Origin of the sequence: Barnesiella sp. An55, assembly GCF_002161555.1 — a bacterium.
Lineage (GTDB): Bacteria > Bacteroidota > Bacteroidia > Bacteroidales > Barnesiellaceae > Barnesiella > Barnesiella merdipullorum.
This window is the reverse complement of sequence record NZ_NFHZ01000015.1, coordinates 1-13,743: the sequence shown is the minus strand read 5'-3', so window position 1 is coordinate 13,743 and position 13,743 is coordinate 1. Positions and strand designations below refer to the sequence as shown.

Genomic DNA, 13,743 nt, shown 5'->3' with positions numbered 1-13,743 from the left:
TAAACCGCGCTATCCTTTTAAAGCATTTAACACAAAATGTATCTCTTTTTTCACAAATTAAAATTCCTGACCCAGGATGAAGTGGAAGTGGCCTCCACCGCGTTCGCCCTGTACCTTGTCGAAACCGTAGGCCCAGTCGATACCCATCAGACCAATCATCGGCAGGAAGATGCGCACACCCACACCGGCCGAACGTTTCAGCGAGAAGGGGTTGAAATTCTCGAGCTGGGTCCAGGCATTACCGCCCTCGACAAAGGCCAAACCGTAGATGGTCGATGAGGGTTGCAACAGGAACGGGAAGTGCAACTCCATCGAGAAGCGGGTATAGGCACGACCGTCATAATAAGGCGTGAGCGAGTTGTTGTCATAACCTCTCAAACCGATGGTCTCGGTAGCATAGGTATAGGAACCGGTCATACCGTCACCTCCCACACAGAAGGTCTCGAAGGGGGTCTGTTTGTATTTGTTGTACGAGCCCAGCAAACCGAAGTCGGCACGGCCCATGAGCACCAGCGTATATTTCTCCGAGTTGTTCAGCGGCGTATAGACGCGGCTCTTGAACTTAATCTTGTAATACTCGATCCAGCGGTAGAGTTTCTCGCGGTCGGCTCGCGACGAGCTTTCGTAGAGGCTCTTGTAGTCGGTCTTGGAGAAGAGCGAATAGGGCGGCGTGAACTGGGCCGAGAGGGTGAACTGCGAACCGCGGCGGGTGTAGATGGGGTTGTCGATAGAGCTACGTCCCAAGGTCAGGCCCAGCGTGAAGCTGTGCGAGGTACCGTTCTGCATGTAATAGAGATACTCCCAGTTCTTGAGGATATAGGCCTGATAACCAAGCTCGGCCATGAAGGTGAAGTAGTCGTCGGGCCACTCCAACCGTTTACCGAAACCGAACGACACGCCCACCATCTGCAACGACTTGTTGGGGTCGAGCGCATTCTCGTAGGCATTTTGGTAATAGTCGTTGTAGTAGTTGTTGTAATAGCTGCCATAACCACCATAGTAGCCCCCATACAACGCATTGTTGTAGATGCTGTTGTAGGCATTGCTCAGGAACGAGCTCTCGATACCGGTCTGACGGCTGTAATAGGCCGAGAACTGGAACGAGTTAGGTCGCTTGCCGCCGAACCAGGGATCGTAGAACGAAATGCTGTATTGCTGGTAGTAGCGGGCATTGGTCTGCGCACTGATGGTGAAAGTCTGTCCGTCGCCCTGCGGTATGATACCCTTGAACGATTTGGGATTCAGCAAGTTCTTAATGGAGAAGTTGGTAAATTTAAGACTGAGTTTACCAATCACACCCGTCTGGCCCCAACCGGCCGAGAACTCGATTTGGTCGTTGGCCTTCGACTCGAGGTTGTAAATGAGGTCCACCGTACCGTTCTCTTCGTTGGGCTCGGGCCTGATATCCATCGTCTCGGGGTCGAAGTGGCCGGTCTGCGCAATCTCACGAGCCGAACGCATGAGGTCCGACTTGCTGAAGAGTTCGCCCGGCTTGGTACGCAACTCACGCCGTATTACATGCTCATACAAGCGGTCGTTACCGTTGATAACCACTTTGTTGATACGCGCCTGCGGACCCTCGAAGAGTCTAATCTCCAGATCGATGGAGTCGTTCTGCACATTCCCCTCGATGGGTACCAACTGGAAGAAGAGGTAACCACGGTCCATGTAAAGGTTGGCTACGGCATCTTCGTCTTCCATCGTACGCTTGTTCAGCATCTTCTGGTTATAGACATCGCCCGGCTTCATACCCAGCACGGCCGAGAGGTAGTCCGACGGATAAATCGTGTTGCCCACCCACTCGATGTTGCGAATGTAGTATTTGTCGCCCTCGTCGATGGTGAGATAGACATCGACTGTCTTGTCGTTGAAGCGCACCACGCTGTCGCTCACGATGGCAGCATCGCGGTAGCCCAGCTCGTTGTACTTCTCGATAACGAGGTTCTTATCGTTTTTGTAGTTCTCCTCGACAAATTTCTTGGTGCGGAAGAGGTGGAGCAGGTTGCCCTTCTCGTTGGTCTTCTTCATGGCCCACTTGATCTTGCGATCCGAGAGAACCTTGTTGCCCTCGATGTATATCTTGTGGACTTTGATTTTCTCTTTCTTGTCGATATAGATATCGACGATTACCTCGTTTTCGTGGGTAAGGTCGTCGGTCTGCTTGATATTGACTTCGGCATTTTTGAAGCCCTTCTCCTCGAAGTGCTTCTTGATGATGGTAGTGGCACGGTCCACAATGTTGGGGGTTATCTGGTTACCCTTCACCAGACCCAGTCGCATCTCCAGGTCTTCGCGTTCGCTCTTCTTGAGGCCGTGATAGTTGATTTGCGAAATACGCGGCTGCTGCTTGAGCTGAATCTCAATCCACGCTTTGTCGCCATAGACCTTGGCCAACTTGATAATCACGTCGGAAAAGAGGCCTTGCCGCCAGAATTTTTTGGCCGCGTCGGTAATGGCGTTGCCGGGAATCTCGATTACCTGTCCCACCTCGAGACCCGAGTAGCCAATGAGCACATAGTCCTCGTAGTTGGGCGCCCCGGTCACGGTAATACCGGCAATCTCATACTTTTGCGGGATAGCCGAATACACCACCTTGGGGTTGTATATCGTGTCGAGCTTTTCTTCGTTCTGTGCGGTTGCCGCCAATGAACACAAAGACAATGTCAAAAGGACGGCCAAATACCTGAAAGGCATAGTATGTTGCATTTTCAAATTCAAATTCTTCATTTATAGTTGTTCACTCGTTTTCCCGAACCGGCGCTCTCTCGACTGGTACTCGACAATGGCTTTGTAGAGACTCTCGTCGGTGAAATCGGGCCAATACTCATGGGTAAAATAGAACTCGGCATAGGACAACTGCCACAGCAGGAAGTTGCTGAGACGTATCTCGCCACCTGTTCTGATGAGCAAATCGGGGTTGGGCATATCGGCCGTTGTCATATAGCGGTCGAGGGTCGTCTCGTCAATGTCATCGACCGACAGGCGACCGTCCAGCACTTCCCGGGCAATGCAGCGAGTGGCCCGGGCAATCTCCCAACGCGACGAATAGCTGAGCGCCAGGTTCAGCACGATGCGTTTGCCGCCCGAGGTATCGCTGATACATTTCAGCAAACGGGCTTTCACATCGGCCGGCAGACGGTCTATGTCGCCAATCACCGACAGACGCACCCCCTTCTCGATCATGCCGGGAGTCTCGCGCTCGATTCCAAAAACTACCAATGCCATGAGGGCATCGACCTCGGCTTGCGGGCGATTCCAGTTCTCGGTCGAGAAAGCATATAGCGTAAGGTATTGCACCCCCACTTCGGCGGCGGCATCGGTAATTTCGTGAACCACATCGAGGCCCTTGCGATGGCCCTCCGAACGGTCCAATCCCCGCTCCTTGGCCCAACGGCCGTTACCGTCCATAATGATGGCGATGTGCTTAGGCACACGAGTACGATTTATCTGCTCTGCGTAAGTCATTCTCTTCAACGATTATCGTTGTTGTTACAAATCTCTTTTTTGCGGCCAAATTCATACGTGATCGAAAACAACGTTGTTGAAAACCAATCGGTATTCTTCAGCACGCTACTTTTTATGTTGTAGGGATCGCCCAATGCCTTCCCGTCGAAGCTATCGCCCAACGTCTTGTGCATGGCAAACTCCAAACTTATGTTCCATCGCGGGGCTATCTTGTATTTTACACCAAGGCCCAACGAGCCATCTACACTCACATATCCGCCATCGACCGTTGAGTAGCCTACCCCGGCGCCGGCCAACAGATAGGGCGAGATGCGCTTCGTGTTCAAATAAGAGTACCCCATCCCGTAATTGAAGAAGTTGAACTCTATCTGTCCGCCCAACCGGTATTGCCAACTCTCAAACGAATATGCACCCCCGTTGGGGAACTGGTTGTCGAAGTCGCGCGTATCGCCCGAGAACTGCATGGCCGAGATGTCGGTCTTGACAGCCCACCGGTAATTGAGCAAAAAGCGGAATACCCCGCTTATCGCAGCACCCGGCCGATGCCACGGCGAAACCTGGTTGGCATCGCCCATATAGCAGCTTATACCGCCCGCCAGACCCGCATCGAAACGGTAGTCTTGCGCCGATACGGCTGCCGTGCAACTCATCAATATGACTATAATCGGAATTATCTTTTTCATGTGCGCACCATTTTTACATGCCTACATACATAAAACGAAATATTCCGACGAAAAGTATATCGATTGCCCTTTCCCCCATCGCACAATTACGGTATAGGCGGGTACCTCAGGCGTCCTATCGCGCCTCGCCATATCTGGTTATAGGTTGTACCGGCGTCGCTCTCTCCGCCAAAGATATAGATGTAGGGAATCTTGTAATCGTCGTTGGTAGCCCGCGTAACAGCCATGGCCGGCATCGGGCGCACGGGCATGAACCGCCACAGAGGCGAGGACTTCTGCGAAGCGGCAAAATCGGCCTCGACAACCAGCACCGAGGCAAATGCCCGGGGAGCAATATAAGAGGGCATGGCCAACAAGTCGGGGGCCTTGCTCCAGGTATTGCCGTTGTTGATCGAGACATAAACCGAGTCGGATACGCCTCCTGACTCGCGTCCGCCGATTGCAATCCACGAGGTATATCGGGTTGTTATCCAATATGCGCTGGTCGTGAAAGTGAAATAGGGAAAGAGCAGAGCTCCCTCACAGGGGGTAATGGCTCCTCCCAGCTGCGCCCAGGCTTCACCGTCGTAACCCCAGGTAGCGCCCGTGAGTTTGTTGCTGGCTGTGCGACCACCTATCATAATCGACTGGGGCGAATCCAAATCATACTCCGAGACGAAAGTCACCATTTGACTGCTGCCGGTGATGGGGAAATTGGCCGGTACAGGATAGGGTGTGAACCCTTCGGGCCGCGGATAACAGTCGTGTTTGTAGGTGCCGTTGTCCAGTACAACACCCAGCAGCCGTGACTTCCACGAACCTACGAGCGAATAGAACGACTGGCCTGTCGAGGTCCAGTTCGTCCCGTCTTCCGAGCGATAAAGTTCACCGGTTTGCGAGAGCATGTACAAGGCATCGGTCGTAGCCTGCACCGACTTCACATTGGGCGTAAAGGGCAGGTTCAACTCCTGTGTCGTCCAGTTGTCGGCATAAGGGTTGTCGGTTGTATATACGGTATAAGTCGAGTTAACCTCGATAAACGAATAGACTTTTTCCTTGAAATAGACCGCTTTTTGAGCCGTCACCGTCGTACCTGGGCCACAAGGCAACGTTCTCATTCCAAAGGGGGTGTTCCAATAGAGCGAATCGGGATCGATTTGGTGCACGTTCACCTTCACCGAGTACCACTTTTCGGTCACTCCATTTTGGGCAGTCACCACCAGCGACACTTTGGAAGTAAAGTCGATCGAGTCGGTGGGAGTAGCCAGGTAATCGATAGTATCGTTTTTGGTAGCATCGCCACGGTCCATGATTATTTTGGCCTGGGCCACATTGTCAAACGAGATGTTGGCAATAAGAGCCGACACGTCGGTACCCTTGGGCAGAGAATCGGCATTGTAGATTTGCCCCCCGTTCAAGTCGATGGTAAAGAAGATGGTATCGAGGTGGGCCAACACCGAATCGTTGGCGGCCAAAGAGAAACTGGTAACCCGCACACTCTCCGACAGGGTATAGGTTATCTCCTCCTCGTCGGTCGAATTACACGAAATTCCAGATAAAAACAGAGCTGCGATACACAGGAAAAAATATATTTTTTGCGTCTTCATCAACAGATATGTGTTACAAGTTTGCAGTTACAACCGGCAAATTTAGCAACATTTTTTTCTTTGCACACTACAAACTTCGATAATTATAATTATTTATGGATAAGCTTCTGTTCACGGCTTTTGCATTTGCACAGTCCGAATAGCAGAGGCGCGCACATAGACCAATAAAAACTCCCGGTTTTCAATTTGACCGTGCCGAGCCCTATCCTATTTTCCACAAAAATAGAGAAAATCTCAAAGCTACACGCACAAATTTAGACAAACCGCAAGATTAGCCGGGCAAACGGTGCCTTTTTACCTATTTTCATACCAGTCGATGCGCGAGCGGCCACACCATTCGGTCTGCCGGGGCAACCGGTCTATCGTCGGAGCGGCAACCCCATCGACCAAGGCAAGAGGCCCCGTCTCGACACGCGCCTCATCCCACATGCCCGAATCGATAAACGACCGAAGCAGAGCGGCACCGCCCTCGACCACAAGGTGTTGCAAGCGACGGCGGTAGAGCTCGTCGAGCAAAGCCGGTATCAAGGCCTGTCCAAATGGCAACCGCAGCAACTCGACCGACGGGGGCAACTCCCGGTAGTCGGTCTGCTCGCCGGTCACCAACAGAGTGGGGAGGCCATCGGTAAAGAGACGACGATCGGCCGGCACGCGGGCATGCTCGTCGAGGACAATACGCAGGGGTTGGCGCCCGGGCCACAGCCGGGCCGTCAGCGACGGGTTATCGGCAATGGCCGTTTGCGTGCCTACCAGGATGGCATCGGCTTCGGCCCGCAGACGATGCACCCACACCGACGATACGTCGTCCGAGATGCGGGCTGCCGGTTCGTCCGGTTCGCGTCTGCGATCAATGTAGCCGTCGCGGCTCTGCGCCCACTTGAGCGTCACGAATGGCCGGTGGTGCGTCTGGAAAGTCATAAAGGTGCGATTCAACTCACGGCACTCGTCCTCGAGTACCCCGGTAATGACCTCGACTCCCGCCTCTCGCAGCCGGGCGATGCCCCGTCCCGAGACAGCCGGGAAGGGATCGAGACACCCCACGACCACCCGGGGAATCTGCTTGTTCACAATCAGCTCGGCACAGGGCGGCGTCTTGCCATAGTGCGAGCAGGGCTCGAGCGAGACATAGAGCGTCGATTGGGGCAACAGCGACTCATCGGCAACCGAGGCAATGGCATTCACCTCGGCATGAGGCTTGCCATAACAGCGGTGATACCCCTCGCCAATAATACGACCCTCGTGCACGACCACCGCCCCCACCATGGGATTGGGCGACACATGACCGCAACCCAACGCGGCCAGTTGCAGACAACGACGCATAAATGCGGCATCGACATTTCTATCTCTATCCATATCTTGAACTTTTTTATTTACCTTTGCCACACGCCGAGACCCAAATATCCCGACCCGACAGCTGCGAAGGGGAAACGCGGGACACTTCGTTTCGACACACCAAACACGCTACTGCTCATGCAACAAAGTATCGACCTGCTACGACACAAGCTGGAGGGAGTCTATCCTCCCGGCGAAATCACCGGTTTCATCCGGCTGATTTTCGAAGCGTTGTGCAACTATACCCCTACCGACATACTGCTCCGCAAAGATACGATTTTATCTGAGGATATGCACCGAAAAATCGAGGAGATAGCCGAGCGACTCTCCCGGCAGGAGCCCATCCAGTACATTTTGGGGTATGCCTGGTTTTGTGATTGCCGCTTCGACATTGCTCCCGGCGCACTCATTCCCCGCCCCGAAACCGAGGAGCTGGTACGCCTCATCATCGCCGAGAATCACGACCGCCCGCTGCGCATCGCCGACCTGGGAACAGGAAGCGGCTGCATTGCCGTGACTCTGGCCCGGGAGCTCCCCCGCAGCCGGGTCGAGGCCTGGGACCTCTCGCCGGCAGCTCTCGCCATCGCCCGGCGCAATGCCCTCAAGCAGCAAGTCGCAATCGACTTTCACGAGCGCGACATTCTCCACTACGATCTTTCGCAGATACCGGCCGGCTCTCTCAACCTCATCGTGAGCAACCCTCCCTATGTGTTGCAAAGCGAGAGCAAGGCGATGAGCGGGAATGTGCTCGACTACGAGCCGCACGAAGCCCTCTTCGTCCCCGACGAGACTCCGCTCCTCTTCTACGACAAGATAGCCCGCGACAGCCTCACCCTGCTCTCTCCCGGCGGTCGGCTCTACTTCGAAATCAACGAGACCCAAGGCGAGAACTGCGCCCGCATGCTGCAAGGCTACGGATATGAACAGACGAGAATCGTCAAAGACCTCTACAACAAAGACCGATTTGCATCGGCCGTAAAACCGTTTGCCCATGGCTAAGATTTTGACTCCCCCCGAAGCCCTGCACCGGGCTGCCGCCCTCTGCTCCTCGGCCGAACACTGCCTGGCCGACATTCGCGAGAAACTTGCCCGATGGGGCGTGACCGAGGCCGACAGCCGCACGATAATCGAGCGGCTCGTTCAAGAGCGCTTCATCGACGAGCAACGCTATGCCACGGCGTTTGTCAAAGACAAATTCCGATTCTCGGGCTGGGGGCGCATCAAGATGCGTTACGCCCTCCAACAGAAGCACATCGGCAACGGCGACATCGAAGGGGCACTTGCCACTCTCGACGAGGAACAATATGCCCAACGGCTGCTCGAGTTGATGCAAGCCAAAGCCCGCACCATCGCCGACGACAATCCCGAGACACGACGAGCCAAGCTCTTTCGCTTCGCTACCTCCCGAGGATTTGAAAGCAACCTCATTTTCAACGTCTTGAAACAGATTGAACCATGACCCTATTCAGCCCGCTCGACGAACTGCTCGACCTCTTCTTTCCCCGCCTCTGTCCCGTATGCCACCGGGCGATGAACCGCGACGAACGAGAGATCTGCATCGGCTGTCTGCATCGGTTGCCCCGCACCCACTACCACCTCGACCCGCTCAGCCCCATGGCCCAGCTCTTCCTCGGCAAGACCCCCATCGAGCGATGCGCCGCCTTTTTTCACTACACCACCCCGGGCGATGCCCGAGACCTCATCCACCACATCAAGTACCACGGAGGTAAACGGTGCGGACTCGTACTGGGCGAACTCTTTGCGCGTGAGCTCCTGCCCAGCCGCTTTTTCGACGGAATCGACACACTGGTGCCCGTCCCCTTGCACCCCGCCAAACTGCGGCAGCGGGGCTACAACCAAAGCGAATGGATAGCCCGCGGTGTGGCCCGTGCTACCGGCATAGATCTCTCGCCACACTGGTTGAGCCATACCCGCCACACCCGTTCGCAAACCCGCAAAGGGGTCTATGACCGCTGGCTCGATACCCACTCGGCCTACGACGCCCACTCGGCTCCCGACCTCGCTGGCCGCCACCTCCTGCTTATCGACGACGTAGTGACCACCGGCGCCACCCTGCTGGCCTGCGCCCAAGCCCTCCAGGCACACGGCAACCCCCGCGTCAGCTGCCTCACCCTGGCTGCCACGCAGTAAATATTTTTATATTTTTAGTTCCGCGCGCGATAGTTTATCTGCTATTTTTCTTACCTTTGTCTTTCGATTATCCTAAATATTATTCAGTATGAAAACGGTAGAACGATTACTGGCCGAGAAACTCTTAAAAATCAGAGCCATCAAACTGCAACCCGAGAATCCTTTTGTATGGGCATCGGGCTGGAATTCACCCATATACACCGATAACCGCCGCACCCTTTCCTACCCCGAGGTGAGAAGTTTCATCAAGGTAGAACTTTGCCGGGTCATCATGGAAAACTTCGGCTCGGCCGATGCCATTGCCGGCGTAGCCACCGGAGCCATTGCACAAGGCGCCCTGGTAGCCGACACGCTGGGCCTGCCCTATGTGTATGTGCGTTCGGCACCGAAAGACCACGGTCTCGAAAACCTCATCGAGGGTAACCTGGTTCCCGGGCAAAAGGTAGTCGTTATCGAAGACCTCATCTCTACCGGTGGCAGCAGTCTGAAAGCTGTCGAAGCCATCCGCAACGCCGGTTGCGAAGTCATCGGCATGGTAGCCATCTTCACTTACGGATTCCCCGTAGCCACCCGTAAATTCAAGGCTGCACAAGTCGAACTGATTACGCTGAGCAACTACAACACCATGCTCGAGACCGCTCTCGAGACCAACTATATCAAACCCGAAGACCTCGAGACCCTGCAAGAGTGGCGTAAAGACCCCTCGAGCTGGCAAGGTCCCAACAACACGCCCGCCGTATGACAAGCAGTTTCGAAAGCAAAACGGTGCGGATCGCCCACGCCGTAGAGAAGGTGTATGCCCTGCTCTCCGACCTCTCGAACCTCGACCGATTCCAAAGCGTGTTGAACGCTCCCGAGAACAAGAACAAACTCAAAATCACGGGATACGACAGCGACAGCCTCTCGATCGAGGTGAGCCCCATAGGCTCGGTCACCTTCCGCATCGTGAACCGGGAGCCCAACAAGACCATCAAGTTCGAGGCCGAAAACTCGCCGCTGCCCCTCAACCTGTGGATACAGTTCGTCCCCACCGGCGAAAGCGAGACCGCCTCGCGCGTCTCCGTCAAGGCCGACCTGAACCCCTTCATCAAGCCCATGGTGTCGAAACCTCTGCAAGAGGGCGTCGATAAAATGGCCGACATGCTGGTCGTTCTCCCCTACGAACAATAAGCGGGGTCGAGAACGGACCAGACACTTTTTCATGACATCCAAAATGTAACTCGTATGGCACAGAAACTTTGGGAAAAATCGGTACAAGTTGATCACGATGTAGAACGCTTTACCGTGGGCCGAGACCGGGAGATGGATCTCTACCTGGCCCCCTACGACATTCTGGGTTCGCTGGCTCACATCAACATGCTGCAGTCGATCGGGCTGCTCACTGCCGATGAGCTGGAGACATTGACCACCGAGTTGCGACATATCTACGCCGACACCCAGTCGGGGAAATTTGTCATCGAAGAGGGCGTCGAGGATGTACACTCGCAAGTCGAGCTGCTGCTCACCCGACGCCTGGGCGACATGGGCAAGAAGATACACAGCGGACGCTCGCGCAACGACCAGGTGCTGGTCGATCTCAAACTCTTCACCCGGGCCCGCCTGCGACATACCGTCGAGGGGGTAACCCGCCTGTTCGATACCCTCATCGACCAGAGCGAACGCTACAAACAGGTACTCATGCCGGGATACACCCACCTGCAAGTGGCCATGCCCTCGTCGTTCGGTCTGTGGTTTGCCGCCTATGCCGAGAGTCTGGTCGATGACCTCATGGTCATGCAGGCCGCCTACCGGGTATGCAACCGCAATCCGCTGGGATCGGCAGCCGGATACGGCTCGTCGTTTCCCCTCGACCGCACCCGCACAACCGATCTGCTGGGGTTCGAATCGATGGACTACAACGTGGTATATGCCCAAATGGGGCGCGGCAAGACCGAACGCATCGTCGCCTCGGCCATCGCCTCGATAGCTGCCACGCTGGCCAAGCTGGCCTTCGACGCCTGTCTATACAACTCGCAAAACTTTGCCTTCATCAAGCTGCCCGATGCCTTCACCACAGGCTCGAGCATCATGCCGCACAAGAAGAACCCCGACGTCTTTGAACTCACCCGGGCCAAGTGCAACAAACTGCAGGCGCTGCCCTACCAGATTACACTCATCGCCAACAACCTGCCGTCGGGCTACTTCCGCGACCTGCAAATTATCAAAGAACTCTTCCTGCCCGCTTTCGACGAGTTGGACGACTGCCTGCACATGGTCGAGCTCATGATGGCGCAAATCGAGGTCAATGCCCACATACTCGACGACCCGCGCTACAACTACATGTTCAGCGTCGAGGAGGTGAACCGCCGTGTACAGGCCGGCACCCCCTTCCGCGATGCCTACAAACAGGTGGGCCTCGAAATCGAAGCCGGCCAGTTCACCCCCGACAAGCACATTGCCCACACCCACGAAGGCAGCATAGGCAACTTGTGCAACGACCGCATTACGGCACTCATGCAAAAGACGGTCGCCAGTTTCGATTTCGCCCGCGCCGAAGAGGCCGAAGCCCGGCTCCTCGGTCGCCAAAACGCATAAGACTATGGACAACTACCAACCCAAACAAGACCGCTATACCAACGGGATGTGCTATCGCCGCTGCGGCAACAGCGGCATACAACTACCCGTCATCTCGCTCGGTTTCTGGCACAACTTCGGCCACATAGGCTCCTATGCCAGCCAACTCGAGATGGTCAAGTATGCCTTCGACCACGGCATCTGCCACTTCGACCTGGCCAACAACTACGGCCCGCCCGCCGGTAGCGCCGAAGAAAACTTCGGCCGCATGATGAAACAGAGCTTCGCCGCACACCGCGACGAGATGTTCATCACCTCAAAAGCCGGTCACGAAATGTGGGCCGGCCCCTACGGAGGCAACAGCTCGCGCAAGAACCTCATGGCCAGCTTCGACCAGAGCCTGCGGCGCATGGGTCTCGACTATGTCGATCTCTTTTACAGCCACCGTTACGACGGCGTTACCCCCATCGACGAGACCATGCAGGCCCTTGTCGATATCGTCCATCAGGGCAAAGCACTCTACATAGGTCTGTCTAAATACCCCATCGACAAACTGCTCTATGCCCTCAACTACCTGCACACGGCCGGAGTACCCTGCCTCGCCTACCAAGACCGCTACAACATGTTCGCCCGCCACGTCGAGGAGCACCACCTGCAACTCTGCTCCTCCAAAGGCATAGGTGTGGTAGCCTTCTCGCCCCTGGCACAAGGTATCCTCAGCGACAAATACCTGCACGGAATACCGGCCGACTCGCGTGCCGCCCGTCCCGACGGATATCTGAAAACAACCGATATCACCCCCGAAAAGATAGCCCGGGTAACTCAACTGAAAGCAATCGCCGACCAACGGGGCCAATCGATATCGCAACTGGCACTCGCCTGGGTATTGCGCCAAAGCGAAGTGAGCACCGTAATCGTGGGGGCGCGCACCCTCGACCAGTTGAAAGACAGCCTCCACGCCACCACGGCCCTGGAACTCACCCCGGCCGAAATCGAAAATATAGAAGAGATACTGAAATGAAAAAGCTGCAACAACTCATCCTGCTCCTGCTCATCCTTGCAATCGCCGGGTGCGATGCCGGCGACCGCGACCGCATACCCGCCGCAGCCGTGCGGGTAGAGTTTGCCAGCCAAGCCATGTGGAACCAGTATGGCGTAAGCGGCAGTTTCATACACCGCCGCTTTATCCTCAGCCAGAAACTCCCCGCAGGATTTCCCTACACCCTCTCTTCGGCCACCGGCTACGGAGGCCTCATGCTCGTGACCAACGAACATGCCGTACCCTTTGTCTATGACCTGTGCTGCCCCGTAGAGATCAATGCCAACATCCGCATCGAGTTCGACGAAGACAACTTCTGCCTGCGCTGCCCCAAGTGCGGCTCGACCTACGACATCTCGACAGGAGGCCCCATGAGCGGAGCCGCCAAAGAGGGTCGCTACTTCCTGCAAAGTTACAGCATAGCCCCCTACGGCACGGCCGGCGGACAGCTCATCTATCGTTGACACACTCGCCCCGTAGGCATCAGCCCCTACACCACAGCCCCCGACCAATCGGGCCGGGGGAAAATAGATTTTCGAGTCGTAATTTTGCAGAACCAAAAAAGGATTTTATCTTTGCAATCGCATTTGCGAAAATAGCTCAGTTGGTAGAGCACAACCTTGCCAAGGTTGGGGTCGCGGGTTCGAGTCCCGTTTTTCGCTCCAAGGCTGCCCGAATGGTGGAATGGTAGACACGAAGGACTTAAAATCCTTTGGCCATTGCGGCTGTGGGGGTTCAAGTCCCCCTTCGGGTACAAAAAAACGCTATCCTTCAGTGTTGAAGAATAGCGTTTTTTGTATAGTAGATTTCAATATATTTTGGCCTAGTCGACAAAATTCAGGATTAAACCTCAGTAAAGCATTGATTTTAATATCTTTGTGAAGATTATTATAAATATGGCACAAAAAATGCTTTTTCTGTGGGTCTTCACATG

At 55.1% G+C, this 13,743-nt stretch carries 13 protein-coding genes and 2 tRNA genes; 10 read left to right on the top strand and 5 right to left on the bottom strand.

What is annotated here, in order from left to right; translation table 11 throughout:
- Window positions 1–57: 57 nt before the first annotated feature.
- From B5G10_RS09720 to ribD, 5 genes are all read right to left on the bottom strand, one after another.
- On the bottom strand, window positions 58–2,694 hold the full coding sequence (locus tag B5G10_RS09720; protein WP_087424612.1) for a POTRA domain-containing protein: 2,637 nt from the start codon (window positions 2,692–2,694) through the stop codon (window positions 58–60).
- Between the two features lie 33 nt (window positions 2,695–2,727).
- Window positions 2,728–3,465, bottom strand: coding sequence for an isoprenyl transferase (locus B5G10_RS09715; RefSeq protein WP_087424542.1), 738 nt, complete (start codon window positions 3,463–3,465; stop codon window positions 2,728–2,730).
- A 5-nt stretch (window positions 3,466–3,470) separates the two neighbouring features.
- Entirely contained in the window at window positions 3,471–4,148 is a 678-nt protein-coding gene (locus tag B5G10_RS09710; RefSeq protein WP_087424541.1) for a DUF6089 family protein, read from the bottom strand.
- 86 nt (window positions 4,149–4,234) lie between these two features.
- Window positions 4,235–5,734 carry a DUF6242 domain-containing protein gene (locus B5G10_RS09705; protein WP_087424540.1) on the bottom strand — a complete coding sequence of 500 codons (1,500 nt, stop codon included), beginning with the start codon at window positions 5,732–5,734 and terminating at the stop codon, window positions 4,235–4,237.
- Window positions 5,735–6,028: 294 nt separating this feature from the next.
- Window positions 6,029–7,087, bottom strand: a complete 1,059-nt coding sequence (ribD, locus tag B5G10_RS09700) for a bifunctional diaminohydroxyphosphoribosylaminopyrimidine deaminase/5-amino-6-(5-phosphoribosylamino)uracil reductase RibD (RefSeq protein ID WP_087424539.1) — start codon at window positions 7,085–7,087, stop codon at window positions 6,029–6,031.
- 117 nt (window positions 7,088–7,204) lie between these two features.
- On the opposite strand from ribD, the gene prmC reads away from it, so the two are divergent.
- The 10 genes from prmC to B5G10_RS09650 all read left to right on the top strand — a co-directional run bounded on the left by prmC (window position 7,205) and on the right by B5G10_RS09650 (window position 13,563).
- Entirely contained in the window at window positions 7,205–8,065 is an 861-nt protein-coding gene (prmC, locus tag B5G10_RS09695) for a peptide chain release factor N(5)-glutamine methyltransferase (protein WP_087424538.1), read from the top strand.
- A complete protein-coding gene (locus B5G10_RS09690) occupies window positions 8,058–8,525 on the top strand; it encodes a regulatory protein RecX (protein ID WP_087424537.1) in 468 nt (155 codons plus the stop codon). Before prmC ends, B5G10_RS09690 begins: the two co-directional genes overlap by 8 nt.
- A complete protein-coding gene (locus B5G10_RS09685) occupies window positions 8,522–9,217 on the top strand; it encodes a ComF family protein (protein WP_087424536.1) in 696 nt (231 codons plus the stop codon). The genes B5G10_RS09690 and B5G10_RS09685 overlap by 4 nt, the downstream gene beginning before the upstream one ends.
- A gap of 88 nt (window positions 9,218–9,305) precedes the next feature.
- Window positions 9,306–9,959 (top strand): orotate phosphoribosyltransferase, encoded by a 654-nt coding sequence (gene pyrE, locus B5G10_RS09680; RefSeq protein WP_087424535.1) that lies wholly within the window; start codon window positions 9,306–9,308, stop codon window positions 9,957–9,959.
- On the top strand, window positions 9,956–10,387 hold the full coding sequence (locus tag B5G10_RS09675) for an SRPBCC family protein (protein WP_087424534.1): 432 nt from the start codon (window positions 9,956–9,958) through the stop codon (window positions 10,385–10,387). Before pyrE ends, B5G10_RS09675 begins: the two co-directional genes overlap by 4 nt.
- 54 nt (window positions 10,388–10,441) lie before the next feature.
- Window positions 10,442–11,791: an argininosuccinate lyase gene (gene argH / locus B5G10_RS09670; RefSeq protein WP_087424533.1), complete on the top strand. Its 1,350-nt coding sequence runs from the start codon at window positions 10,442–10,444 to the stop codon at window positions 11,789–11,791.
- A gap of 4 nt (window positions 11,792–11,795) precedes the next feature.
- Window positions 11,796–12,791: an aldo/keto reductase gene (locus B5G10_RS09665; RefSeq protein ID WP_087424532.1), complete on the top strand. Its 996-nt coding sequence runs from the start codon at window positions 11,796–11,798 to the stop codon at window positions 12,789–12,791.
- Window positions 12,788–13,273: a hypothetical protein gene (locus tag B5G10_RS09660; protein ID WP_087424531.1), complete on the top strand. Its 486-nt coding sequence runs from the start codon at window positions 12,788–12,790 to the stop codon at window positions 13,271–13,273. Before B5G10_RS09665 ends, B5G10_RS09660 begins: the two co-directional genes overlap by 4 nt.
- A gap of 125 nt (window positions 13,274–13,398) precedes the next feature.
- Window positions 13,399–13,474, top strand: a tRNA-Gly gene (locus tag B5G10_RS09655).
- 5 nt (window positions 13,475–13,479) lie between these two features.
- Window positions 13,480–13,563, top strand: a tRNA-Leu gene (locus tag B5G10_RS09650).
- Window positions 13,564–13,743 lie beyond the last annotated feature (180 nt).

Coding starts and splice junctions, on each gene's coding strand:
- B5G10_RS09720 (WP_087424612.1), bottom strand. CDS start 2,694: ATGCCTTTCAGGTATTTGGCCGTCCTTTTGACATTGTCTTTGTGTTCA.
- B5G10_RS09715 (WP_087424542.1), bottom strand. CDS start 3,465: ATGACTTACGCAGAGCAGATAAATCGTACTCGTGTGCCTAAGCACATC.
- B5G10_RS09710 (WP_087424541.1), bottom strand. CDS start 4,148: ATGAAAAAGATAATTCCGATTATAGTCATATTGATGAGTTGCACGGCA.
- B5G10_RS09705 (WP_087424540.1), bottom strand. CDS start 5,734: ATGAAGACGCAAAAAATATATTTTTTCCTGTGTATCGCAGCTCTGTTT.
- ribD (WP_087424539.1), bottom strand. CDS start 7,087: ATGGATAGAGATAGAAATGTCGATGCCGCATTTATGCGTCGTTGTCTG.
- prmC (WP_087424538.1), top strand. CDS start 7,205: ATGCAACAAAGTATCGACCTGCTACGACACAAGCTGGAGGGAGTCTAT.
- B5G10_RS09690 (WP_087424537.1), top strand. CDS start 8,058: ATGGCTAAGATTTTGACTCCCCCCGAAGCCCTGCACCGGGCTGCCGCC.
- B5G10_RS09685 (WP_087424536.1), top strand. CDS start 8,522: ATGACCCTATTCAGCCCGCTCGACGAACTGCTCGACCTCTTCTTTCCC.
- pyrE (WP_087424535.1), top strand. CDS start 9,306: ATGAAAACGGTAGAACGATTACTGGCCGAGAAACTCTTAAAAATCAGA.
- B5G10_RS09675 (WP_087424534.1), top strand. CDS start 9,956: ATGACAAGCAGTTTCGAAAGCAAAACGGTGCGGATCGCCCACGCCGTA.
- argH (WP_087424533.1), top strand. CDS start 10,442: ATGGCACAGAAACTTTGGGAAAAATCGGTACAAGTTGATCACGATGTA.
- B5G10_RS09665 (WP_087424532.1), top strand. CDS start 11,796: ATGGACAACTACCAACCCAAACAAGACCGCTATACCAACGGGATGTGC.
- B5G10_RS09660 (WP_087424531.1), top strand. CDS start 12,788: ATGAAAAAGCTGCAACAACTCATCCTGCTCCTGCTCATCCTTGCAATC.